This is a genomic window from Nocardia sp. NPDC127606, assembly GCF_042671725.1.
GTDB lineage: Bacteria > Actinomycetota > Actinomycetes > Mycobacteriales > Mycobacteriaceae > Nocardia.
In genome coordinates this window covers 1,544,736-1,568,349 of sequence record NZ_JBHXWQ010000001.1, presented here as the reverse complement: position 1 = coordinate 1,568,349, position 23,614 = coordinate 1,544,736, and the positions used below count along the sequence as shown (strand labels likewise).

The following is a 23,614-nucleotide window of genomic DNA, read 5'->3' as shown; positions in this document are numbered from 1 at the left end:
TGCCACCGCGATCATCCGATGACGAAACCAAACAGGGCATAGTCCTGGCCAGCACACGGTCATCGGAGACCGGGTCGACGACCTGAACATTGCGACGCTGCACGCATTCTCCGATACCCTGACCGTGCTGGTAGGGGCAGTGTTGTCGAAGAAGCCGCGTTCCAGGGCAAGCTGAGACTCTCAACCCGTCCTCCTTCTGCTGTGGTTCGATGACTGATCTACGCAGGTACACAGCAGTTGTGAGAGGCGGGGCGTCAGCCCCCGGCCTGAGATGGCCTGCTCGAAGTAGCCAGCTGGGCGTGGGAGATCATGAGCGCCGCCAGGCCCGTTCGGGATGGGAGCGGGGCGCCGATCACGACGAGGAAAAGGGACGAGGCAATGGTGGAAGGCGTCTCAGGGCGGGGCAGAGAAGGCGATGTCCAGTTCCTGCCAGCGCTGATAGTGGTGAGCGGACCGGCAGGGAGCGGCAAGACCACTCTCGCGCACACGATTGCCCAGCGGCTCGGAGTTCCCGCGATCATCCGAGACGAAATCAAACAGGGCATGGTCCTGACCGCCGCCCAGACGCTCGAGCGGGATTGGGATGAGCTGAATATGCCTACGCTGACAGCATTCTTCGATGTCCTCGCCGTGTTGGTGCGGGCTGGTGTCACGGTGGTTGCCGAGGCTGCTTTCCAGCGACGATTGTGGGTGCCGAATTTGCTGCCGCTTGTACCGGTCGCCGATATCCGGATCATCCACTGCACAGCCTCTACCTCCGCGATCCAAGACCGGATCATCCGCCGCGCCGAGATCAACCCTCATCGCCAGGCGCACAACGATCGGGATCTCATCGCGGAGATCACCGCTGGCAGCCACTCAGTTGAGCGTTTCGAATCGGTCGATCTCGACGTGCCCACGCTCACCGTCGATACCACCGATGGCTACTGTCCAGATCTCGAAGCGATCGCCCGGTTCGCCAAAGTCCCGAAGTGACGACCGTCTCGCTGCGGCAATGCACCAGCTGCTCCAAGTCAGCCCGCTGCGCTCGAGCGGACGGCTCAGCCTCTCGTCGTCGAAGCTCGTGGCTCACCCACCAACGCACCGACCTAAAAGAACCGTTCCAAGTCCGAGCCACAGGCGCCGCGGCAGTCTCCGAACGCAGCGACTACGACAAGCTCAACAGTATCCCTCGGTGATCAACCTGCTGGCCATTGAGAAAGACACCGCAAACTCCGAGACCTGCACCGCTCATATCGACACCGGCTGCCGCCTACGCGCCCGGGCCAAGACCATCGGCCCTGGTGAGCAGCGGCCACCACCTGCAGATCCCGCTGCCCTGACCCCGCGGGTCACGGCATAGGCGGTTTCAAATCCTGCTCGATCAACTCGCGAATATAGGCCGACCAGCCCCCCGGTTCGCCCGCTCAGGGCATGTCGGGTTCAGGCCGGTGGGGGGTCTCGCTCAGATGCAGGCGCGATGCATCTCCGGTGCGGGAAACTCCTCGGATGGCAGCAGTCCGGATCTGTGCGTCGATTGGCTGCGCGAGCGACTGGTCGGCACCGCCCCGCGTGTACGCAGGTCCGCCAGAAAGTCGAGTGATTCCTCGGGCGTGAGTGCGGACGTTTCGATCAGATCCATCTGTCGTCGATACTTCTCGATATCATTTGGGCGATCGAAATAGAGCGCGCTCGAAAGCTGCTCCATGTACACCAGATCGGGCATTTCCTTGTCGTCGAACCGCAGGAGACTGAACGATCCCGGATTCAATGTCTCGTAGTTGCTCATGGGTAGAATCTGAACTGTGATGTTGCCTCGTTGTGCTGCGTCCATGATGTGCTGAATCTGCACTGCCATGTCGGCGCCCTCAGGAACCCGGTGGAGGACGCATTCATCGATCACTATCCGTAGCTTCGTGCCACCACGAGCGAGCACCAGCCGTTGGCGTTCCATTCGCAACGACACCCGGCGATTCAATCCATCATCACCGATCATCTGCTTGATGACAGATTCCGCGTAGTTGGCCGTCTGAAGCAGCCCAGGCACATACTGAGCCTCGAACGCCCTGATGAGGATGGCGCGATGCTCCAACGACAGGTATTTCTTGAACCAGGCCGGGAGAACATCGGAATACTCGGTCCACCAACCCGATTGATCCGCGGTATCTGTCAGTTTTTTGTAGTCGCGATGAATTGCGGGATCGTTGACACCGTACGATGTCAGGACGGCGCCGACGGAATTGCGATCAAATTTCGCGCTTCCACTCTCGACACTTTCCAAAACGTCGGGCTCGCATCCGATTCTTTCACTGACTTCTTCGATCGAAATTCCCCGTTCTTCTCGCTGATCGCGCAGATATGTACCCAGCGCGATCCGCAGAACGGTTTGATTTGCGCGCGGGATCATCATTCCTGCCGTGGGGACATCGTCGGCTCGTTCGGTGGGATCCGCGGCGCCACTTCCCGGCGAATGGCGCAGCGATTCGCTCAGATCGCCGAGAACCTGTCCCAGGCGGGCCCCGTGTGATCCGTCGCCGGTTTGAATGATGTCCGCAGCGATGCGATAGGCCTCCCCCAGTGCACGCTGCGCGGCGGATTGCGACTCCTCGGTCGCGTTCTCGACGACCCATGGTTCGCGCCCGGACAGTACTTCGCGGGCACTGCCTGCCGACCAACCCAGTGCCTGTTCGATGATCGCCAAGGATCCTTCCGACACCGGGCGCGAACCTCGCTCGAGGTCTCCGAGGAGCCGGTAACTCAAACCGGTTGCTTCAGCTAGCCCATGTCGGGTGGGTATGCCCAGCTCTCTCCGCCGAGCGACGATACACGCCGCCAAGCGCTTCCAGCCACCATCGCCAGCCATGGGCATACTATGCCACTTCCTCTGGAAACTTCCAACGAATAGCCGCCCGTCGGCGACACGCGCAAGGACCTGCCTCGATGCCTGAACAGGCAAGACTTTCCTTTTCAAGCTGGCAAATCGTGCCACTTCATCGTTACGATCTCGACATGCGACAAGGGGATGACAAGGTCAGAGTCGGTGCCACCATCAAAGCTCTGCGCAACGCGCGCGGGCTAAGTGGCGCCTCCCTAGCTCAATCCGTCGGAATCAGCTCGGGGCACTTGACCAATATCGAAGCCGGCCGTCGGGCCTGCCTGCTCCCGCTGGCTCGCCGGATCGCGCAGAGCCTCAACGTCGACGTGAAGGCGATCACCACCACAACCGAACTCCTCGGCGCCCGCGAGTCGGACCCCGCATCACCACCCCGGCCGCAGAAGCGGTCACCTTCCCCGCGGCGGACACTGGGTCGCGGCATCCGTTTCGAGCCAGGGAGCCCACGTGTCTGGTGACACGGAACAACCACCTACCAAGACCCGCACAGCGCTACTGGTTCTCGCTCTGCTTGTCGTCATCGAATTCGCCATCGTCATGGGACTTCTCGGGGGGATCCTCACCGCGGCGGGGGGCTCGACGGTCACCAACGCAATCATCGTCGGCGGCGGCGGATGCGCGACCTCGATGACGATCGGTCTCATGATCCTCGCCTTGATCATCCGACGATGAGGCGGCGACCACCAACCGACGGGTACCGCGGTGCTCACCTTCGACGGTGGTGGCGGCTTGCGAACCCCGGTCGAGAGACTCGGCGCCGATCGTGGTGGCCACCTGCAGCACGTGCCGCAGTCGATTCGATCGGGCATGACTGGCATCGCTACGAGCAGGTCGCTCGGTTCCGGCCAGCTTCTCCGGCCCGGATCTCAGATCGGGGGAAGACCCTCGGCTATCAGCTGGGCGTGCAGAGTTGCCGCCAGTTCATCTGCCAGCGGATCCAGCGGGGTGACCGGAATCGGCATACCGCCATCGAGGCGCACCTGGACCAGGGCTAGCGCGAGGATGACGAAGTCACCGGAGTGAACGACACCCCAGCTCCGCCGCACGATGGCCGCCGCCGACGGCGACGGGGTCACGGCGCGTTCGCGCCACCGCTCCGGGTCCGCCCCCGTCAACGCCTTGACTCGGCGGTGGCGCGCCGCCGTCCGCCCGGCGACCGCGTGGTGACGGGCGATTGTCGATGGCAGGACGTGGATGTAGAGGTGCTCGCACAGCACCTGCCGTTGAGACTCGCCGCGAGTCGACGCGGCCAGTGCTGCCACGATGGCCGCGGTCGGGATCTCGCCGCGGTGCGCGTCGATCCACGCGGTGAGCGCCTGCTCGAGTAGCTGGGATTCGACCCCGTTGATCCGGGCGGTGAGCTCGGCGGCTTCCTCCTCGACCGCCAGGTGGCGTTCGGCCGAGGTGAGGGTGACATCAACGGCCCACTCGTTGCGGATCCTGGCAACTTCCTGCCAGACCTGCAGGTCGATTTCACGCTCGTCGGTACGTCCTGTGTCGAATCCGTTCATCGCCGCGGTGAGCCGATTCGGACTCGGCGAATCGGTAGTCGGTTCCCGATGCGCTCGGCCCGCTGAATCGTCATGTGCTCGTGCAGGAGGCGCACTGACACGCTGGCGCAGCGGCTACTGGCTCCCGGTAGTCGACCTCGAGTTCTCCCGTCGGACACTGTCGACAGGTCGAGGGGGCCTCCCGCTCTGGTATGCAAGACGATTGCGAGAGCGCCCGACACCGATGCGCGAATATCGGGGCGAATTCGCAGCCACGGGGTGGCGTATTCGCGCCGCGTACCGAACCGCATCGGCATCGCCGCGCATGGCAGTACAGGAGCGCGTTGCTCGGACCGAGCATCTCGTTGCCCGGCTGCAGTGCCATAGCCGCAGTTGGCCAGCTTGCCCATAGAACAAACCGTACGCCAGGGAACTATTCGGTGCCGCAGGTCAGCCCACCGTGTTGCCCAGCGCGCCGGGCTGGTTCGCCCCCGTCCTCCGTCGATCCGATGCGAGCAATGACCGTGCCGCACTTCGACTTTCGCCTCAACAGGCTCTTCAACGCCAGGTAGGCAACAGGCGGGACCCCATGCACGAACCGCGACGTGGTGCGCACTGCAAAGCAGCTCGCCCTGCTATCTCGAGCTAGGTTCATCGCCGGCGCCAGCCAAGGCACGAGATCGCCAGGGGGCAGGGCTTGGCTACACACGACACCATCGAGCGCTGACCGCGTCAGTGGTGACCCGATCGGCGAACCCGCCGCCCCGACTGGCGGGCGATCGAGGAGATCGTCGGAATCGGCAGCCTCATGGTCGTCATCGTCGCCCTTCAATACGAGACAGTGTTCAGGCTCGAACAGCTCCACGGCAACGACGACAACGACGCGCCCGCCTCAGATCGGACCTGCCACCATCGACTGGATTCTGACGGCGGGCCGCTCAACTGGACGCCCGGCTGGCCGAGTGAGACGTATCTCCGATGCCGACTGCTGCGTCGGCGAAGTACCGCACAGCGCCGCTGGCTGTGACCCGTGCGCGCCAGCCACTGGTGCGGTAGTACCCAGCATCGACCAGCGTCCGGTCGAGCCCGTCGAGGTCGACGGAGGTGTCCGGTGCCAGCCTCAGTGACCTCGACCAGCTTGTGGTAGCGCGGCCGCAGAAAGCGCCGTCGACGGCATGGCTGAAATGGACCTCGCTGGTGTACACATCGGCCGCAGCATCACCGACGTCGAGGCGGGCGATGACATACAGCTCGATCGTCATTACCGCCGCCAGAGGAGTTCGGGGGTCGAGAACTGCGTCGCCGCCCACCCTTCCGGATTCGTCTGAACCGCCGGGGGGCATCGCGGTGGTCGCCACGTCAGCATCTTCGGATCCCGGTGTGTCACGGCACGAGAGTAGGGCTAGGACGGCGTGTTTGTGGCGCCCAATTGTCGGCACATGGTCATTGATGACGGACTCGGATCCGCCGCGAAACAAAACGAGCAGTTTGGAAGTTGTCACTTGAGAACCTCACATCCTTGGGGCGCAGTGTTTCACGGCCCGATCCCACCATCGCAAATACGAGGCAAATAGAGTACAAAGTCCTTCTGAAAAGGCCTATTGGTTGCGAACAACCGGCCTGGTTGACCAACATTCTGCACGCGAGATGCGATTCCCAACTAGTGCCGTAACCGTTTCTCAGCGGTTGCTCGCAGCTGGTACCCGCAAGGTTCGGAATGGCGGCTTGCGAACTCGCGCTGCAAAGTGGGTCCATATTCCCACTGCCAGGCTCCGGGCGTAGCGCGAAAGATTCTCGGCTGAGGTGGTCACGATACTCGCGCCACGCAGTCCGGGGCGCGGTGCATGCTTCGGCCGAAGTCTCGTTTGAGGTCGCGCACCGGTACCGCTATACCACTGCGCCGAAGCCGTTCCGCCACTGCTCGAGCTACTCCGGTGGTGCGTGACGAACTGGACGCCTTCAACACCTGGCGCGATACTCGAGGCTCCCCATGCATCGGCCGAGGCCGACATCGCCGATACCGACTACGTCTCCGACCTGATCGACGTCGTAGTCGTCGGCGAGTTCGACAGCGGATGTTCGAAGCCTGCCGAACGCAACAGCGCATCCACGCTCCGATCTGGACAGCGCGCGGCATCTCACCAAACGAGGTCGCCAGAACTTGCCTCCCATGAGGTTTTCCGAACGCCTACCAACCGCCGAGGCCGGCCAGAATAGCCACCGGCGCCAACAGGATCCACTGGGGCAGACGCAACAACGGCGCACGGCCAGGCACACGCAACGCGATCACGACGAAGACGACCGAGTACGCCGCGTACCGAACGGCGGTCAGGACCGCTACCAGTTCGAACCCCACCGGCTGCCACCACGCCACCGCGAGCAGGGTCGACGCGGTCGCGACGAGATCGACACTGACCATATGCCACACCGCGTGCATGGTCCGCTTCGGAACATCGGCCATCGAGCTGGCCAGCAGCGGCCGCACCGGATCGACGTGCCCGGCGACGATGTGGATCGCCGACACCACCGCCGCGGTCAGGCCCGCGGCGAGCAGATACCAGTTCATCGCGACCCCACCCCGGCAGTGACAATCCTGGCGAGCCGATCGGCCAATTCCGCCGTTACCGGCTCCCCGAGCACACCCAGATGGAAGAAGACCGCGCCGGCGACGGTGTCGAGGACGAGCTCGACCGCGACATCCTCCCCCACCTCGCCGCGGGCCCGCGCCCGTTCGAAGATCTCGATCATCCGCAGCTTCGCCGGGGCGAGGAACGAATCACGCAGCACCGCCCGCAGCTTCGGATCGGCGGCGAAGTCGGCGAGCAGACCCGGCAGCGCAGCGGCCGCGGCGGGCGCGCTGAACTCGGCGATCAATGCCGCGACCAACACGGTCACATCGGCTTCCACCGCCCCCTCGTCGGGTACCGGACCCATATCGACGCGAGTGAACAGAGCTTCATAGATCAATTCGGGTTTCCCCGACCAGCGGCGATAGATCGTGTCCTTGCCGACCCCGGCGCGCGCCGCGATCGCGGTGACCGAGGTCGCCGAGTAGCCGATGTCGACGACGAGCTGCTCGGCGGCTTCGAGGATGGCCGCGTGGATGCGGTAATCGCGGGGGCGCCCGGCGGGAGGATGTGTACTCACAGATTTACCATACGGGTCTACCCGTATGGTAAATCGAAGGGTGACGGAGCTCGCACAATGTTCTGGCTGGATAAGTCGTGCACTCACCGCGGGGGCGATTTCGCCAATCTCCCCCGGAGCGTGCGGCATCGGAAACCTCGTCCAGGCGCAGCCATACCGCCTGCCCGGAGTGGCTGATTGGACACTCGGCCAACCGCTCTCCCACTGTGGCCTCCTCAGTGAGGACGCCGATGACCACGTCGATTACCTCGGGAGGCGTGGCTGTCCCCGCCGCTGAGTTTGAGCGCGCTCCAGGCGGGCAGGGTGCGAACGGGGTCGGTTCCACAATTCGGCAGGACCTCTCGCGTTGCACCATGGCAGAGGGGTTACCGCCCAGTCTTCTCCGCAGGTTCTCGGCGGGCACGGGACTGGTAGCGCAGAGTTGGCCGAGTGGCACAGTCGCTGCCTTCAAGACCTAGCCTGAAATGTCACGGTGACAACAGGATTTGCTTGACTGCGGGCCCGTGTCAGTAGACCCTCACGTACGGATCGGGATTGGGATCAGCGACAGTGAACGTCGCTGTCGTGGGGAACTTGTCGACCTATACCGACCGGAGCACCGGTCATCGTCGTCACCGCGAGGGTCGGTCTTCTCGAGGACGCCGACGGTCTTCCTCAATGCCAGCCGCGCCCTCAGGCGTCGTGGCCGAACGTGCACGTCGAGCAGCCACACGCCCACCCACGTGCGAGCGACCCGCCCCGGCCACGACCCGGTTCCTGGCACCAGGGGCCTGAATGGGTGTCCGCAATCGTCGGTGTCCTCGTCTCGATGCACCCCTGCGCCGCGTTGGCGTCGGGCATCGGGAGGGCACAAGGATGCATCCAGGTCCTCATCTCGAAGTACTAGGTTCGCGGTGCGAGACCGGATGCCGTCGGTGTATGAAAACCCCATCCGCGGTGGATGTTTCTCGATGCCTTGTCGATCAGGCTTGGTCGGTCGGTCTCTGGAAAGAAGGCTCCCCGCGTGTTCGAACGTCTCTCCGATCGCACCTCGTCGATCGTCTTCACCGTCCTGGTCCTCGGGATTTCTCTGTGCACCGCCAACATCGCCGAGGGGCTCGTCCTGGCGATCTCGCCACTGCTCACGGTGCTGGTCATGCTGCTCGTCATCACTCGAGAGGGCTACACGCGCGAGGGATGGCGCCGCCTGGGCATGAGCAAAGCCGGGACCCGATTCTGGCCACTGGCACTGATCACCACAGCCGGGGTATCGGCGCTTGCGTTCGCAGGCGCCGTCGTGGTCGGTGCCGCGGACTTCACTGCGCCGTCAGGTGACTGGCTCCAAGCAACGCTCGTGCTGGGTATCACCGGCCCGATCCTTGCTTTCGCCGAAGAGCTCGGTTGGCGCGGATATCTGCAGCCGCGCCTGGCCTTTCTCGGTCAACGGTGGGCGATGCTCGTTGTGGGCGTCATCTGGATCGGCTGGCACCTGCCCTACATCCTGCTCACGCCCTACTATCACGCCGAGGGTGAACGCCCTCTCGTGCTCGTCCTCTTCGGCGGTAGCGTGATCGCGTTCTCGTTCGTGTTCGGGTACCTGCGGGTGCTCTCGCGCAGTGTGTGGCCCGCTGTCCTCGCGCACTTCGCGCACAACGCGACGTTCGCGATCCTCGCGACCTACGCGATCACCACCGATCGCCCCGTCCTGGTCAACGAATACCTGGCCGGAGACACCGGCCTGTTCGTACTCCTCGGCACAGCGGTATGCGCCGTCGCCATCGCAGTGCGAACCGCGACGCTCACTCGGTGCCGTGCGCAGCCCTCGCTCGCACCGATCGCGCGAGGATGACGGCCTGCACACGATCACGGAGACCGAGCTTGCGCAGGACGGAGCCGAGGTGGGTCTTCACCGTCGACTCGGCCACGTGCAGTCGCGCGGCGATCTCGGAGTTGGTGAGGCCGAGACCGACAGCGGCGAGGATCTCGCGTTCGCGGACGGTCAGGGCGTCCAGGCTCGGATCGCCGGGGGAAGTTCCGTCCGAACCGGGGTGTGGTGCAGGCGCGGTGAGGACGAACGAGTCGACCAGTCGCCGCATCAATTTCGGTGAGATCGGCGCCTCCCCCAGGGCTGCCGCGCGGATGGCGGCAACGAGCTCCAGTGCACCTGCGTCTTTGACGAGAAAGCCCGATGCTCCGGCCCGGAGCGCCTCGACCAGCAACTCGTCGGTATCGAAGGTGGTCAGCATCAGCACCCGCGGCGGGTCGGGCTCGGCGAGGAGTCTGCGCGTGGCTTCGATGCCATCGATTCCGGGCATGGTGATGTCCATGAGAACGACATCGCAGCGGTTCTCGGGTCGTCGCAGCAGCGCGAGCGCGGACTCGCCATCGCCGGCACCGCCGACGACACTCATCCCGTTCGTCGCATCGACGATCATCGCGAACCCGGTGCGGACGAGCTCCTGGTCGTCGACGAGGAAGACGCGGACGGCTTCGGTCATGCTGTGCTCCGTTCGCCGAGCGAGGTGTTCAGCGGAATCACCACGGTGACCTCGAATCCTCGCACCGGTCGGTGCTCGGCGCGAAACTGCCCGCCCAGCTCGTGCACTCGTTCCCCCATGCCGGCCAGGCCATGTCCAGCGCCGGTGCCGGTGGCGGGTCCATCACCGCGGCGGCCTGGGCCGTCGTCGACGATGCGCAGGCACAGATCGGCGGGGGTGCACTCGATGGAAACCCGGGCGTTCACCGGCGAGCCCGCGTGTTTGAGGACATTGGTCAGCGATTCCTGAACAGCGCGCAGCACAACGAATCTCAGCCGGAGCGGCAGAGCGTCGAAGGTCGCCGGATGTTCGTCGAATGCGACCGGCACGCCCGCGGCGCGAACGGAATCCACGAGTCGGCGCAGCTCGGCGCCGGTGGCCTGACCGTCGTGGCAGGCCCCGAATACGGTGTCGACCTCGCGGGTGTCCACATCGCGGAGCACGTCGACGACGGTGCGCACCTCGGCCAGCGCCGACCGCGCCGTCGCACCGATGACATCGAGGACCTCCCGAGCCTGCGTGCGATCCCATCGGTCAGCGTTGGCAGCGGCGTAGGCGGCGCCGTCGGCTTGGACGATGACGACAGTCAGGGAATGCGCGACGATATCGTGGATCTCCCGGGCCGCCGACACCCGCTCACGCTGTGCGACGAACTGTTCGAGCCGGCGCCGTCCCTGCTCAAGTTGGACAACGGCGTGGGCGAGCTGGCGCAGATTCTCCTCACGTCCGCGAACAAGGTTCCCGATCACCCAGACGAGCGCAGCAAGAACTCCGAGTACCCCCGCTGCTGCCAGCGAATGCCGTCCGTAGTCAGGCGGTGTGCTCCATCTGAACCCGGCGAGCAGGCTGCCGGCCAGTGCTGCCACCAAGGTGCACAATCGCACGCCGAGCGACGCGACGTTCGCGGCGACGGTGTAGACGACGACCGCTTGAGCGACGTTGCCCGGCAGCGGGATCGGGATGACGATGAGCTGAAGGACCGACATCGCCAGGCTCCACGCCAAGACCCCGATCGGGTACCGGCGGCGCACAGCGAGCGGAATGATCGTGAAGGTAGCGACAACCAGACCAGGCCAACCGGCGATGAACGCGCTCGCCGAACCGAGCAGTACGAGCAGCGTACCGGCGAAGATCGAATCCAAAAGTAGCCCATGATCACGGCCCCACCGGTAGGTGGTGACGGCCAGGGCATCAGGTCGCTCCACGAGAACTCCGCTCGACCTTCCCCTGATCCGATGAATGTGAGTGATCGCAGTGTACCGACAACCGGCAGACGCAAATATTCGCTCGTACGAGACGCTGACAAGTACCGATCACCCGACATCATCGGCACAGACGACGTGATAATCCTTGCACCCGATGTGAACCTGGATCCCGACCAGGAATCGGCCGTTGAGCGAGATCACGTCGCGCTCAGCCGGCGGAGCGCCGGCCTTACTGGCGAAGAACCGGCCGAAACTCCGGAAATCGGCTACGAGGTATTATAGGAGGAGTGGGCACATTGAGAATAGTTCCAAAAGAAATTGAATTGATCTACGATCAACTCGATACGAACGCGATCAACTTCCGCGAAGCGGACGGCTATTTTTCAATTCAGACCGGGGTGTACCTGGAAGAGGACGGCCAACTCGATGAACCGCAATTCGAATTGAACGACCAGGGCAATTCGCAGTTCGGCGGACTGCGGCAGGCCCTCTTCTCCAAGGACGAGCTGACGCTGGAATTCGCCGACGACACACCATTCATCGAGAAGCACAAGACGGTGGACGTGGATCTGAGCAGCGCGGACATCCACCAGGTTGTCGACTTCTTCGCCAATCACCTGGCCATGGGTGACATCATTGCATATACTGCTGACTTCCCCGATGCCGACAAGGTTGAGCAAACCGAGAAGCGGGCACTCTTTTAGACTTCATGCCGAAGAAAAATCGTTGCTCCTCATAATCGACAGCCACAGTGATCCGAACGCCTCCGAGCACTATCGGCTCGCGGTGGAAGCCCTCTACGCCGCCTCGTACGCGGTGAAGTTCGCGCGCAAGAAGGTCATCACAATCGGACCGCTGGAGGACCGGTACGGGTTGACCGAGATGTAGTTAGCTGCCATATTACTTACATGACAACGGACGAGACCGACCACGAGTCACCCACACTGGACCAGGCCCGGCGCCAGTTGGAGCACTACGGTCTCGATGTCGACCCACAGGCGGTACTCGTCGCGGTGCGGCTGATCTCGGCGGGCGCGCGCCTCGGCCGGGCGACCGAGGCGCACTTCGCGAGATATGGGTTGTCGACCGGGCGATACCGGCTGCTCGCGGATCTGGAAGATCACGGCGGGGAGAAGTCGCCCTCGCATCTGGCGGCCCACCTCGGAGTCTCACGGGCCACGGTTACCGGACTGGTCGACGGACTGGAGCGGGAGGGCCTGGTCGCCCGGCGTCCATCCACGGAGGACGGGCGGGGAGCCGTGGTGATCCTGACCGCTCGCGGCGCGCAGCGGTTACGCGACATGGCGCCAGAGCATTTCGACCGTCTTCAGGAAATGGTGGGCGAGCTCACCGTCGACGAGCGCACGGTGTTTCTGGATCTACTCTCGCGGGTCGTTCGCGGAATCGGCGCCCTGACCGCGGAGTAGCCCGCCCGGGGATGCTCCTGCGGATCGATCCAAGGGACCGATCCGAACGAACCCGCAAGCCGCAACCGCCCGTCAGCGTCGGCGGGCGCCATCGCATAGCCTAATAGTTAGCTACCTAATCATATTCGGAGAATAGGTCCTCTCATGCCCGAACTCACCCCGCCGATCCCATCCGAAAGCGGAACAGAGGTCACCATGCCCCACGGAAAAGACACCGCGGCGGTCCCTAGCGCCGCTCGACCCTTCACCCTGTGGCGTGAGGTGCTGGTCGCCTACCTCGCTCCCGCCGTCATGGCCGGCGCCGGCGGAGTCGCCGGTGGGCAGGCCGAGCTGACGGTGGCGGCCTGGACGTCCATCGCAGGCACCTCGGCCGTGGTGGCGCTGCTGATCGGCGCCTGGCTGCAACGCCGCAGGGGGCCTCGCCCGTGGACCACGGCCCTGCCGCGTGCCGTGCTGGCCGCACTGGTCTCCGTCGGCGCCGCCGGGGCAGCCGGTCTCGTCGGGTGGTTCGCCGCTGGCTGGCTGCCGACGCACACCGGCGTGCCCGACACCTTGTGGCTCAGCCGGCTGCGGCTCGATCTGCCGATATCGGCGGCCCTGGCGGCGGGCATCGTGAGCTGGCGTTGGCGTGGGACCCAGCGAACACAGCCACCCCAGCCCTAGGCCGGCACCGCCCGCACTCCCCTACCCAGCCGCCCCTAGCCCGCACTACCCGCGCCGGGAGCAGATCCGCGGTCGGCGTACATATCGACACACTCCCCGCAGTTACCCCGGGGGAAGACCGAAAGGCACACAATGATCGTCATTTTGGGAGCGTCCGGAACCACCGGCGGCGCGTTGCTGGCCAGCCTCTCCGCCTCAGGCGTGCCGAGTAGGGCGCTGACCCGCGACCCGGACCGGCTGCGGGCTCACCTCGACGACGCGGTCGGCGACCTGGTCGAGACCGTGCCCGCCGACGCCGCCGACACCGCCTCGCTGCGCGCCGCGTTCACCGGCGCCCGGCAACTGTTCCTCGCCATGGCCAACAGCCCGGCGCAGGTCGCGCTCGAAACGCGTGTCGTCGACACGGCCGCCGACAGCGGCATCGAGCACATCGTCAAGATCTCCGCCCCGGCGGCCGAAGCCGATTCCCCTGTCGCGATCTCCCGCGGCCACCACGCCGTCGAGGAACACCTGCGCGCGTCCGGCCTCACCCACACCCTGCTGCGCCCCTACGCGTTCATGCAGAACCTGCTGCGTCTGGCTCCGGGCGTGGCCGCACAAGGGACCATCCTGGGCGCGATGGGAGACGCCCGCTGTAACTGGGTCGACTGCCGCGACATCGGTGACGTCGCCGCCGCGGTGCTCACGCGCGCCGACCTCGCGGGCGGCACCTACCTGCTCACCGGGAGCGAAACCCTCAGCTACGGTGGACTCGCCCGAACTCTGACACGCCTGCTCAGCCGCCCGGTCCGCTACGTGGACCTGACCCCGCAGCAACTGCGCGACAACCTCATCCACCACGCGCACATGCCCCCCTGGCTCGCCGAACACGTTGTGGAGATCCAGCAACTGGCCGCGTCCCGCCCGGAATCGCCCACCGACACCGTCACCCACATCTTGGGACGTGAGCCCCGGACCCTGGACGCGTTCCTGCACGAACACCTGAGCTGCTTCCGTTGATCCGGTGCCGTGCACGAGGAACTCGCTCGAGCGCCCTGCAACGATGCCTGGGACAACCCGGTGACCGAATCAAGGAAAGCGACTAGCGCTTTGGGTAATCGGCCATGGCACAGGAACTAGGCGATCGCCTCCGCCCACGGTGGTGCTCCGTGCTCGCCGCGGGCTCAGGGGAGGTTCCGCTGGGCCACCCTGTCATCGAGCCACGTCAGCCGCCGGTCGATCAGTTCGGTGCGGTCGGGATCAGCGCGGTCGCGTACCCGCCGCAGCATGTCCTGTAGGCCTGTGACGACCATCGGCGAGTTGACGGCGCACGCGATGTCGTCGACACCTGTCCGAATGAACTCCTCCCATTCCGGCAGAACAACGATCAGCCTTTCGACACCGTTGTGGTCGGTCAGGCGCAACGGATCGAGTCGTGTCGCAGCGGCCGATGCGAGCAGATCCCCCAACTCGTCGAGGGCTTGTACTGCTGTCGCCGGGTCGTTCACCGCCGGGGACAATGCGCGCAGCGCGATATCGGCCAACAGCCGAACCGCGAGCAACGGGTCCTGGTCGAAAGTCCGTTCTTTACCGACGATCAGCCCCTGCAGGACACGGGCTTCGGGCAGCGTCCCGCCGTAGATGTCGGCGACGCGACTGCTGTGATGCAGTGTGGCGCCAGGACTGTGTCGCACGACGATGACCACGTTCGCGGCCGTCGCTGCGTCGATCAGCCGGTCGACCTCGACCTGTTGCAGCACCATCGGGGGGTGCTGCCACCCGACCGACATGTGTGGGGGCGGCAGCGGGGACCGAGCCGGCGAGCTGCGCCCGGAGTACATGGCGTCGAAAGCCTTTCGCCCGCGGGCGGCGATCGCGCCGAGCGCGGGGGCCAATTGAATCGCGGTGAAGGCACGCAACTGCAAGGTTCGCAACAACGCGATCTGCACCAGCACCAGCAGCATCGCCAGGAGCGGCACGGCCGCCGAAACCTCGGGTTGTTTGCCGATGGCCAGAGCAGAGGTGACGCAGAATACCGCGATCCCGAGGGCGAAGCCGAATGCCCGCCAGATGATCGGGTCGTCGCGGAAGAGCATCAAACGCGGCGTGAAAGTGGTGGCCACCCACTGCACAACCAGGAAAAGCAGCGAGAAGATGACCGCCACCGCGCCGAGGAGACCGAGCCCGATCGCCAGCAGCGTGTCGATCACCTGGGCACTCGACACGCGAGGGCCCCAGGCGATCCGCGGGACGACGAGTCCAGCACCCAGTCCGACCGCTACGAACACGAGCTGGGCCAGGCCTGCACGCACGCGGCGGCGGATTCGGACTCCCTCGAGCACGGTAGCCACCGCTGACCTGGGTGCGGTTACTCGCGTGACAGCATCGCGGCGGCTTCGCGTTCGAGATCGATGAACGGTTCGCCGCTCACGTCGACCGCTACCCGGTGCAGCGTCCCACCGGTGAACGACCATGGTCGCGCTCCGGGGTAGTCCCCGGTAACGGCTTCGGCGCTGTCACGGCCCGCGTTGAGCCCTTCGCCGGTGAGGCTGAATTTGCCTGGCTGGGTACGGATTCGGCCCTCGCCGACCTTGCGGTCACCGTGGTAGAGGCTGAGGAGACCGCGTGCGGTGCCGGGTGGATCCTCGCTCTCCTTGTCGAAGGATGCGGCCAGGATCAGGTTCTCGCCGGTCGGCAGGTCCTCGGTCGCCACGATCCGCTGTTCCTCGCTGCCCAGGAAGTTGTACACGTAGTGCAGCCGGTTGTCCTTGATGTACAGCGCGTGCCCGCCGAAGCGGCCGCCGTGGGAGAACAGGACACCGGAGGCACCTGGTGCGGGCAGATCGACGAGCGCTCCGATCGAGTACGAGCGGTTGCGGATGTTGACCGCCACCGCCTCGGGGACCTCCGCGCCGCCGGGACGGTAGACGTAGCGGTTGCGCGGCGGCGCGAGCTGGGGACGTGGGGTGGTGAGGATTTCGACGGCGGAGCGGTCGTCGAGCGGGAACGCCTGGTTGGTACCTGCCTCGTAGAACCACAGGCCGATGAGTTCGGCCAGCCTCCCGGGCTCCTCGGCGGCGAGATCGCGCATCTCGGCGCGGTCCACCTCGGTGTGGTAGAGCTCCCAGGTGTCGTCGGGGAAGTCGCTCCATCCGCTCAGAGTGGGGTGGGTGGTGACCGCTTTCCAGCCGTCGTGCCAGATCCCGCGCCCGCCGAGCATCGAGTAGAACTGCGTGTGCTTGGCGGTCGGGATGTTGGGCGCGTCGAAGCTGTAGCGCATGCTCACGCCCTGTAGTGGCACCTGGGCGTGTCCCTTCACCATCTCGGGGAGGTCGACACCGACGCAGTCCAGCAACGTCGGCACCAGGTCGACGGCGTGATGGTACTGATCACGGGTCTCGCCGTTGGCCGAGATCCCGGCCGGCCAGGAGATCACGCACGGGTCGCAGGTGCCGCCGTTGAAGGAGTACCGCTTCCACATCTTGAAGGGGGCGTTGAAGGCCATCGCCCACCCGTTCGGATAGTGGTTGTAGGTCGTGGGACTGCCCAGCTCGTCGAGTTTGGCCATGTTCTCGGCCAGATCGTCCGGGACGCCGTTGGCGATCTTGTTCTCGTTGACCGAGCCGTCCGATCCGCCCTCACCGCTGGCCCCGTTGTCGGAGACCACCACGATGATGGTGTTGTCGAGTTCCTCGATCCGCTCCAGATAATCGAGCAGGCGCCCGATCTGGTCGTCACAGTGCGACAGGAAACCCGCGTACACCTCGGCCATGCGGGAGAACAGCCGCTGTTCATCACTGGAGAGGGAGTCCCAGGGGCGGGTGTAGTCCAGCGGCGGGAACGGCTCGCCGCCGGGTCCACTGCGGGTCTCGGGTGTGCCGATCGGGTTGAGCGGTGGCAGCTCGGTGTTCTGGGGAACCAAACCCATCTGCTTCTGCCGCGCGAGGATCTCTGCGCGCATCGCCTCGTAGCCGGCGTCGAACCTGCCCCGATAGCGGTCGGCCCATTCGCGCGGCACCTGGTGCGGAGCGTGCGCGCACCCTGGAGCGTAGTAGAGAAGAACCGGACGATCCGGGGCGATGGCTTTGACATCGTCGATGTATTCGATGGCCCGGTCGGTGATGTCGACGCTGAAGTGGTAGCCGTCCTCGGGCATCGACGGCTGCTCGACCGGATGGTTGTCGTGGATCAGATCGGGATACCACTGGTTGGTCTCCGCGCCGAGGAATCCGTAGAAACGCTCGAAACCGCGACCGATCGGCCAGTTCCGTTTGGTGGAGGCGAGGTTCATCTCGTCCTCGGCGCACAGATGCCATTTGCCGACCATCGCCGTGCTGTAGCCCTGTTCGACCAGAACCTCGGCCAGCGTGGCGCACTCCGGTGGGATATGGCCGTTGGCGCCCGGAAATCCCACCGCGCACTCGCTGATACACGCCATGCCGTTGGTGGTGTGGTTGCGGCCGGTGAGCAGGCAGGAGCGGGTCGGCGAGCACAGTGCGGTGGTATGCCACTGGCTGTAGCGCAGACCTTTCGCGGCGATCCGATCGATGTTCGGTGTCTCGATCGGGCCGCCGTAGCAACTCATCGCGCCGAACCCGACATCATCGAGCACGATGTAAACGACGTTCGGCGAGCCCGCCGCCGCCTTCGGCTGCTGATAGGGGCCCCAGTCCGGGACCGAATCGCGGATATCGAGGTTGACAACACCGCGGAATGGAATTGCCATGGGGCAGACTCCTCACAGATAGGACACCGATGCGCGGCAAGTCCCGGCGCTCCTCGCGGAGAGGAATCACGGCGAGCTACCCTGCAGGGCTTCGGATATCGTCACAATGTCGATTCCTATATCGACCACCGTCCAACCGCAGGGCGTGTGCAGGCTGAGCCTGCTCCGCACCCACCTATCCGAGCTCGCCGTGCCGGAGTCATCTTGGGGAATCAGCACCGACGGCCGGTCCAACGACCCGTTCGACATTACACCGGGTATCAGTGAATACCGCGATCATCATCGAAAGTTCACCCTTGCCGGATGAGGGATTACAGCGCCGTGACAACGAAGCTCGGAGTACCTCCCGCGATATCCGTCGGTCATCAGAAGGGCAACGATATGAACAGGATCGCCGACGAGCCGTTACCGCACATCGACCGCCCCCGGCAAGAACACCAGGTATGGATCGAAGGCGGCAGCTACACGATGGGCTCGGACAACCATTACCCGGAGGAAGCGCCGGCCCACCGGGTCGCGGTCCCCGGATTCTGGATCGACCCGCATCCGGTGACGAATACCGAATTCGCCCGCTTCGTTTCCCGCACCCGCTATGTCACCGTCGCCGAGCGCGCCCCGGCAGCGACCGACTACCCCGATGCCGCCCCCGACCAACTGGTCCCCGGCTCGTCGGTGTTCATCAAGCCCGATCACCGCGTGCGCTTGGACCAGCCCTACCGATGGTGGCATTGGGTTCCCGGAGCGAATTGGCGGCATCCACAGGGTCCTGGCACCTCCATCAAGAAGCGACCCGACCATCCGGTGGTGCACATAGCCTGGGACGACGTCGCGGCCTACGCCGAATGGGCGCGCAAGGACGTACCGACCGAGGCCGAATGGGAGTACGCCTGCCGCGGGGGGCTCGACGGCGCCGAATTCGCGTGGGGTGATGAATTCGAACCGGAAAGCACACCGATGGCGAATACTTGGCACGGCGAATTCCCCCACCACAACACGCGAATCGACCGATACGAAGGAACTTCACCGACCGGATCGTTCCCGCCCAACGGATATGGGCTTTCGGACATGATCGGCAACGTCTGGGAGTGGACCCAGGATTGGTACACGGCCCACCAGAGCCCGGCCCATGCCTGCTGTGTCCCCGAAAATCCGCGTGGCGGTACCGAAACCGACAGCCGCGATCATGCTGGATCGACCATCGGCCGCCGTGTCATCAAAGGCGGCTCACACCTGTGTGCTCCGAACTACTGCCGTCGGTACCGGCCGGCGGCGAGAATGGCCCAAGTTGTCGACACCTCGACCTCACATCTGGGATTTCGGCTGATCGTGCGACCGTAAACGACGCCGCCAGCCTGACCACGTCCGTGATATGACGAGCCAGCTTCGCTCCCTTGGTGGCAACCCATACTCGACCGCCTGGGTGCACATCGAATCCGGGACAACGGCCTCATAGCGGCAAACGGCTGGCGGGGGGACAGACGCCGTCGACGTCCGCAGAGCTCTGAACCAAACGCGCTCTGCACGCGGCGCTTCCGATGATGCGCGGAGTTCTGATAGTTCAGTTCACGGTCGCGAGTAGCTGGCCGGCTGCGACAGTCTGCGCCTCGGCCACGTCGATGGAGGCGATTGTTCCGCCGCCCTCACAAATGACCGGGATCTCCATCTTCATCGACTCCAGGATCATCACGACCCCGCCATCGTCGACGACGTCACCCACGGAGGCGAGGATTTTCCAGACGCTGGCTCCCACGTCGGCGATGATTGGTTCGGACATTGTCGTTCTCCTTGTTCTCGAGCCGGTTAGCTCGGCAGGTCGGTCATTTTTTCGTGATTCAGTAGCTGGTGGGCCAGGTCGAGAGCAGATGCTGTCCCACTCCCCCGGTCGATTTGGGTGTGAGTATCTCGATCGTCCTGATTAGGTAGCCGCGTGTCTCTCGGGGATCGATGACGTCATGAGCGCCATAGACCGATGCCAGGTCGTACGGTCCGCCGTCCTTGGACATCTCTTCGAGATGCCGGTCGAACGCCTGCGGATCGTCCCCCTGTGAGAGGCCGTGCACGATGCGTACGCCGGAGCGCGGATCCATGAATCCGACCTCGGCCGTGTACCAGGCCGCGACCGCATCGGAGGTAGCGCCGCCGCCCATGTTGACGAATGCCTGGCCGTAGCTCTTGCGCATGATCACAGTCACTTTGGGGACCGTGACGAGGGATGTCGCGTTCATCCAATTGATCACCTTGCCGGCGATGCGCTTGCGCTCCGCGTCGAGGCCCACCAGGAAACCTGGCTGGTCGACCATGAAGACGAGGGGGATGTTGTAGGAGTCGCACAGGACCAGGAAGCTGACAACCTTGTCGCAGGCATCCGCGTCGATCGCCCCGCCCTTGTAGAGCGGGTTGTTGGCCACGATTCCGACCGTGCGCCCATTCAGCCGGCACAGTGCCGTGACGAGACTTCGGGCGAAACGTGACTTGAGCTCCATCATCGAGCCGTCGTCGACGATGTTGCGAATGACCTTGCGCACGTCGTAGACGGCGTTGGGTCGGTCGGGAAGAATGTCGAAGATCGATTCTTCCTCGGTGTGCAGCATCTCGGGGGCGAGCGGGGGCGGCTCCGCGTTGTGGCTGGGCAGATAGGACAAGAACCGTCGGGTAGCAGCTAGAGCCTGGACATCATCGTCGACGACCACGTCGACGACGCCGGTCACTTCCGAGTGCAGCTTCCAACCGCCGAGCTCTTCACGGTCCACATCCTGGCCCGTTGCCATGCTGACAAGGGTTGGGCTCGACACTGCCATCACCGAGCCCTTCACCATCACCGCGAAGTCCGCGCACACCGTGTGCCAGGCTGCTGACCCGAATGCGTATCCGAAAACCGAAGAAACCCAGGGTGTCTCGCGCCGACGTAAGAAACGAGACGAGTCGTCGCCGCTTCCCATCGCCACCGCGCCCATGATGTCGGGCATCCTGACTCCGGTCGATTCCGCGAGATAGACGACCGGCATGCCCGAGTGCGCGGCCAGGTCCTTCATGTGCTGCATCTTCTTGTTGCTGACCGGGCTGCTCGAGGCACCCTTGACGGTGAAGTCGTACGACACCACCGCCGCTGGTCGTCCGTCGACGGTTCCCACTCCGCACACTTTGCCGTCGGCGGGAGTGGAGTGGCGGTCGGCCTCCCTCCGCGATGTCGTGTGCATACCCCACTCCGAGAACGACCCAGGGTCGAAAAGCAGGCTCACTCGCTCGCGAGCATTCAGCTGCCCAGCCTCTCGCCGCCTGCCGAGCTTTTCTGGGCCGCCCATAGCCAGAATCTTCTCGATCCGGGCATCGTGCTGAGCACTTCGTTCGTCGAGCGTCACAACGTATTTCCTTCCTCATGGGGCTCTTGGGTTGCGGAGATCAAGGCAGCAATCGCCCCGACTGCCTGGGCTATCTCGTCGAATACCGGAAGACCGAAAAAGCCTGCGAGAGAGCGATATTCACGAATGCGCTGCTCCGTGGCAGGTCGGCCGTCGGAGCGCAGCACGAGCCCGTGGTGCGACCGGCCGGGATAGTCCGCCCGCACCTGGCCGATCGCGGTGATGATCGACTCCACCGCGTCGGTGCCGGCGTGTCCGGTGTGGCTGGCGATGACGCCCACGTTGAGATGAGAGATCATCGCTGCCGGGGGCTGATCGCTGTTCATCACTTCTCGCAGGACGTCCTCGGCGACCTGACCATTGCGCGCCGCGATCGCAGGTGCCGGAGCGTCGATGGGGTTGACGAGACTGCTGCCGGGCTCGAGGCCCACGGCGGTGAGCTTCTCGAGCACCCCCGGCTCCAAGTCTGCAAGGCTCAGGCCCACGCGTTCCAGCGCATCGGTGGCCAGGACACTGCTGCCGCCACCATTTCCGAACAGGACGACCTCGTTGTCGACCGGGCGTACCGCCGCATCGCGGAACTGGAATGCAAGGAGTGCATTCACCAACTCGGACAGCGTGTCGACCAGAACGAATCCGGACTGGCGAGCGAGTACCGGCCACAACGTGTGATCTGTCATGAGGGCACCGGTATGCGAGCTGGCGGCACGAGCGCCGGAGGACGTACGGCCCCCGGCGAGCAGGACAATAGGCTTGCGAGCCGTTCCCTGTAGCGCGACGTCCATTACCGCTTTGGCCTCGGCCAGCGACTCGAGATACAACCCGATCACGGAGACTGCCGGATCGTCGAGATGGTGGCGCACCAGCTCTGCCGGACTGACATCGGCCCCGTTGCCGAGACTGACGACGGAGTTGAACTGCAGACCCCTGCTGCTGCCCAGGCGCAGGATGTCGATCGCAAGTCCGCCGCTCTGACTGACCACGCAGACCCCGCCCTCGACAGGATCGACCTCGTCTATGAAGGTCAGACGTCCGCGGGACGAGTGAGTGCCGACGCAGTTGGGGCCGATGATCCTTGTACCCGAACGGCGCGCGGCATCGACGAGCGCTTGTTGCTTCTCGCCGCCATCGGCGGTCTCACCGAAGCCGCTCGACACGATTTGGGCGAACTTCACGCGCCCGGCGCCTGTCTCCAGCAGGTCCGCCACCGCTGCGCCGGGTAGGGCCACGTAAAGGTAGTCCACGTCCGCCGGGAGGCTTGCGACATCCCGATAGGCGGGCAGGCCCTCGATTTCGTCAGCCGTGACGTGCAGCGGAAAGATCGACCCGTCGAAGCCGAAGTCCCGGGTGTTGCGGATGAACATGTTCGCCGCATTCGTCTTTTTCGACGACGCGCCCGCGACAGCGATGGTGCGGGGACCGAACAGCGGTTGGAAATCACTCGCGAGCTGCGGCGGACTGTCAACGGCCGAACCTGGCGCACCCACGATGAATCGCGCATCCACTGCCGTCGCTCCGGAGGCCGACACGATAACGGGGTTCAGATCGACGGCCAAGAGTTCGGCCGGGGCGTGGGACAGAAGACCCCGCGGGCCCGCGAGCTGCTCGACCACGCTGACAAGACCCTCGACGTCGACGGGCGGACGGCCCCGTGCACCCTCGAGGATTCCTTTGCCTCGCAGACTCCTGATCATCCGTCTGATCTCTGCACGTTCGAGTGGGCCGAACGCGAAGGTGACGTCACCGATGAGCTCGACGAAGATCCCGCCGATGCCTACCATGACGATCCAGCCGAGGCCGTCGCGGCGCACAGCTCCGACGACGAGTTCCTGGCCAGGTTCGGCCATCTCCTCCAGGAGGAACCCGGAGACTTCGTGTCCTGCGGCTCGGAGGTTGTCAGCCATCCGACGAGCCGCGGCGACGACCTCGTTCGCATCGTGGAGACCGACGACCACGGCACCGAGGTCACTTTTGTGCACGACCGTCGGGGATACCGCCTTCAGTACCAACGGTGTCTTCAGTTCGGCCGCGGCTACCCGCAGCTGCTCGAATGTAGTGGCCGAGCGCCCCGACGGAACCGACACGCCGGCGGCTCGCAGAACCTGCTTGGCGGAAGCCTCGTCGACCATGGTGCTTCCGTCCGCCATTGCCTGCTCGACGACGTGCGACAGTCGATCGGCCGGTGTTGACGAATCGTCGGTCAAGGTCACTTGCGCATCTCCTCGAACTC

22 protein-coding genes are annotated in these 23,614 nt (G+C 64.8%); 10 read left to right on the top strand and 12 right to left on the bottom strand.

Going from position 1 to position 23,614, the window contains the following annotated elements:
* Positions 1-378: 378 nt before the first annotated feature.
* Positions 379-975 carry an AAA family ATPase gene (locus ACFVJ5_RS07415; protein ID WP_379219029.1) on the top strand — a complete coding sequence of 199 codons (597 nt, stop codon included), beginning with the start codon at positions 379-381 and terminating at the stop codon, positions 973-975.
* 469 nt (positions 976-1,444) lie between these two features.
* Here the strand turns inward: ACFVJ5_RS07415 and ACFVJ5_RS07410 are convergent, their stop codons facing one another.
* Positions 1,445-2,680, bottom strand: a complete 1,236-nt coding sequence (locus tag ACFVJ5_RS07410) for a Scr1 family TA system antitoxin-like transcriptional regulator (protein WP_379219028.1) — start codon at positions 2,678-2,680, stop codon at positions 1,445-1,447.
* A gap of 239 nt (positions 2,681-2,919) precedes the next feature.
* On the opposite strand from ACFVJ5_RS07410, the gene ACFVJ5_RS07405 reads away from it, so the two are divergent.
* Entirely contained in the window at positions 2,920-3,330 is a 411-nt protein-coding gene (locus tag ACFVJ5_RS07405; protein WP_379219027.1) for a helix-turn-helix transcriptional regulator, read from the top strand.
* Complete coding sequence (locus tag ACFVJ5_RS07400) at positions 3,320-3,544, top strand: hypothetical protein (protein ID WP_379219026.1); 225 nt, start codon at positions 3,320-3,322, stop codon at positions 3,542-3,544. The genes ACFVJ5_RS07405 and ACFVJ5_RS07400 overlap by 11 nt, the downstream gene beginning before the upstream one ends.
* Before the next feature lie 194 nt (positions 3,545-3,738).
* Here the strand turns inward: ACFVJ5_RS07400 and ACFVJ5_RS07395 are convergent, their stop codons facing one another.
* The 4 genes from ACFVJ5_RS07395 to ACFVJ5_RS07380 form a co-directional block, all read right to left on the bottom strand.
* Positions 3,739-4,383 carry a hypothetical protein gene (locus ACFVJ5_RS07395; protein ID WP_379219025.1) on the bottom strand — a complete coding sequence of 215 codons (645 nt, stop codon included), beginning with the start codon at positions 4,381-4,383 and terminating at the stop codon, positions 3,739-3,741.
* Between the two features lie 917 nt (positions 4,384-5,300).
* The gene (locus ACFVJ5_RS07390) at positions 5,301-5,720 is read right to left on the bottom strand and encodes a hypothetical protein (protein WP_379219024.1); all 420 of its coding nucleotides are present in this window, start codon (positions 5,718-5,720) and stop codon (positions 5,301-5,303) included.
* An 830-nt stretch (positions 5,721-6,550) separates the two neighbouring features.
* On the bottom strand, positions 6,551-6,928 hold the full coding sequence (locus tag ACFVJ5_RS07385) for a hypothetical protein (protein ID WP_379219023.1): 378 nt from the start codon (positions 6,926-6,928) through the stop codon (positions 6,551-6,553).
* Positions 6,925-7,509 (bottom strand): TetR/AcrR family transcriptional regulator, encoded by a 585-nt coding sequence (locus ACFVJ5_RS07380; RefSeq protein WP_379219022.1) that lies wholly within the window; start codon positions 7,507-7,509, stop codon positions 6,925-6,927. The genes ACFVJ5_RS07385 and ACFVJ5_RS07380 overlap by 4 nt, the downstream gene beginning before the upstream one ends.
* A 1,003-nt stretch (positions 7,510-8,512) precedes the next feature.
* Between ACFVJ5_RS07380 and ACFVJ5_RS07375 the strand changes: the two genes are divergently transcribed.
* Positions 8,513-9,337 (top strand): CPBP family intramembrane glutamic endopeptidase, encoded by an 825-nt coding sequence (locus tag ACFVJ5_RS07375; protein ID WP_379219021.1) that lies wholly within the window; start codon positions 8,513-8,515, stop codon positions 9,335-9,337.
* Here ACFVJ5_RS07375 and ACFVJ5_RS07370 read toward each other — a convergent pair.
* The gene (locus ACFVJ5_RS07370) at positions 9,288-9,986 is read right to left on the bottom strand and encodes a response regulator (protein ID WP_379219020.1); all 699 of its coding nucleotides are present in this window, start codon (positions 9,984-9,986) and stop codon (positions 9,288-9,290) included. The two genes, ACFVJ5_RS07375 and ACFVJ5_RS07370, sit on opposite strands and share 50 nt — an antisense overlap.
* Positions 9,983-11,230, bottom strand: coding sequence for a sensor histidine kinase (locus ACFVJ5_RS07365; protein WP_379219019.1), 1,248 nt, complete (start codon positions 11,228-11,230; stop codon positions 9,983-9,985). The genes ACFVJ5_RS07370 and ACFVJ5_RS07365 overlap by 4 nt, the downstream gene beginning before the upstream one ends.
* Positions 11,231-11,517: 287 nt before the next feature.
* Here ACFVJ5_RS07365 and ACFVJ5_RS07360 point away from each other — a divergent pair, with 287 nt between their 5' ends.
* From ACFVJ5_RS07360 to ACFVJ5_RS07340, 5 genes are all read left to right on the top strand, one after another.
* Complete coding sequence (locus ACFVJ5_RS07360) at positions 11,518-11,934, top strand: hypothetical protein (protein ID WP_379219018.1); 417 nt, start codon at positions 11,518-11,520, stop codon at positions 11,932-11,934.
* A gap of 22 nt (positions 11,935-11,956) precedes the next feature.
* Entirely contained in the window at positions 11,957-12,118 is a 162-nt protein-coding gene (locus tag ACFVJ5_RS07355) for a hypothetical protein (RefSeq protein WP_379219017.1), read from the top strand.
* Between the two features lie 20 nt (positions 12,119-12,138).
* Positions 12,139-12,657, top strand: a complete 519-nt coding sequence (locus ACFVJ5_RS07350) for a MarR family winged helix-turn-helix transcriptional regulator (RefSeq protein ID WP_379219016.1) — start codon at positions 12,139-12,141, stop codon at positions 12,655-12,657.
* Between the two features lie 195 nt (positions 12,658-12,852).
* Positions 12,853-13,320 carry a hypothetical protein gene (locus tag ACFVJ5_RS07345; protein WP_379219015.1) on the top strand — a complete coding sequence of 156 codons (468 nt, stop codon included), beginning with the start codon at positions 12,853-12,855 and terminating at the stop codon, positions 13,318-13,320.
* A gap of 132 nt (positions 13,321-13,452) precedes the next feature.
* Entirely contained in the window at positions 13,453-14,319 is an 867-nt protein-coding gene (locus tag ACFVJ5_RS07340) for an NmrA family NAD(P)-binding protein (RefSeq protein ID WP_379219014.1), read from the top strand.
* A gap of 164 nt (positions 14,320-14,483) precedes the next feature.
* On the opposite strand, the gene ACFVJ5_RS07335 is transcribed toward ACFVJ5_RS07340, so the two are convergent.
* Together ACFVJ5_RS07335 and ACFVJ5_RS07330 are read right to left on the bottom strand one after the other, a co-directional pair.
* Positions 14,484-15,641 (bottom strand): DUF2254 family protein, encoded by a 1,158-nt coding sequence (locus tag ACFVJ5_RS07335; protein WP_379219013.1) that lies wholly within the window; start codon positions 15,639-15,641, stop codon positions 14,484-14,486.
* Positions 15,642-15,667: 26 nt separating this feature from the next.
* Entirely contained in the window at positions 15,668-18,025 is a 2,358-nt protein-coding gene (locus ACFVJ5_RS07330; RefSeq protein ID WP_379219012.1) for an arylsulfatase, read from the bottom strand.
* Positions 18,026-18,406: 381 nt separating this feature from the next.
* Here ACFVJ5_RS07330 and ACFVJ5_RS07325 point away from each other — a divergent pair, with 381 nt between their 5' ends.
* Positions 18,407-19,363, top strand: a complete 957-nt coding sequence (locus ACFVJ5_RS07325; protein ID WP_379219011.1) for a formylglycine-generating enzyme family protein — start codon at positions 18,407-18,409, stop codon at positions 19,361-19,363.
* A gap of 220 nt (positions 19,364-19,583) precedes the next feature.
* Here the strand turns inward: ACFVJ5_RS07325 and ACFVJ5_RS07320 are convergent, their stop codons facing one another.
* From ACFVJ5_RS07320 to ACFVJ5_RS07310, 3 genes are read right to left on the bottom strand one after another with little or no spacing between them, the layout of a single operon-like run.
* Entirely contained in the window at positions 19,584-19,799 is a 216-nt protein-coding gene (locus tag ACFVJ5_RS07320) for a biotin/lipoyl-binding carrier protein (RefSeq protein WP_379219010.1), read from the bottom strand.
* A 58-nt stretch (positions 19,800-19,857) separates the two neighbouring features.
* Positions 19,858-21,384: an acyl-CoA carboxylase subunit beta gene (locus ACFVJ5_RS07315; protein WP_379219009.1), complete on the bottom strand. Its 1,527-nt coding sequence runs from the start codon at positions 21,382-21,384 to the stop codon at positions 19,858-19,860.
* Entirely contained in the window at positions 21,381-23,594 is a 2,214-nt protein-coding gene (locus ACFVJ5_RS07310) for an acetate--CoA ligase family protein (protein ID WP_379219008.1), read from the bottom strand. The genes ACFVJ5_RS07315 and ACFVJ5_RS07310 overlap by 4 nt, the downstream gene beginning before the upstream one ends.
* Positions 23,595-23,614: the final 20 nt, after the last annotated feature.

Bases quoted from the DNA above. Each gene is read 5' to 3' on its own strand.
- ACFVJ5_RS07370 (WP_379219020.1), bottom strand. From the start codon at position 9,986: ATGACCGAAGCCGTCCGCGTCTTCCTCGTCGACGACCAGGAGCTCGTC.
- ACFVJ5_RS07345 (WP_379219015.1), top strand. From the start codon at position 12,853: ATGCCCCACGGAAAAGACACCGCGGCGGTCCCTAGCGCCGCTCGACCC.
- ACFVJ5_RS07325 (WP_379219011.1), top strand. From the start codon at position 18,407: ATGAACAGGATCGCCGACGAGCCGTTACCGCACATCGACCGCCCCCGG.
- ACFVJ5_RS07415 (WP_379219029.1), top strand. From the start codon at position 379: ATGGTGGAAGGCGTCTCAGGGCGGGGCAGAGAAGGCGATGTCCAGTTC.
- ACFVJ5_RS07405 (WP_379219027.1), top strand. From the start codon at position 2,920: ATGCCTGAACAGGCAAGACTTTCCTTTTCAAGCTGGCAAATCGTGCCA.
- ACFVJ5_RS07330 (WP_379219012.1), bottom strand. From the start codon at position 18,025: ATGGCAATTCCATTCCGCGGTGTTGTCAACCTCGATATCCGCGATTCG.
- ACFVJ5_RS07320 (WP_379219010.1), bottom strand. From the start codon at position 19,799: ATGTCCGAACCAATCATCGCCGACGTGGGAGCCAGCGTCTGGAAAATC.
- ACFVJ5_RS07395 (WP_379219025.1), bottom strand. From the start codon at position 4,383: ATGAACGGATTCGACACAGGACGTACCGACGAGCGTGAAATCGACCTG.
- ACFVJ5_RS07340 (WP_379219014.1), top strand. From the start codon at position 13,453: ATGATCGTCATTTTGGGAGCGTCCGGAACCACCGGCGGCGCGTTGCTG.
- ACFVJ5_RS07350 (WP_379219016.1), top strand. From the start codon at position 12,139: ATGACAACGGACGAGACCGACCACGAGTCACCCACACTGGACCAGGCC.
- ACFVJ5_RS07385 (WP_379219023.1), bottom strand. From the start codon at position 6,928: ATGAACTGGTATCTGCTCGCCGCGGGCCTGACCGCGGCGGTGGTGTCG.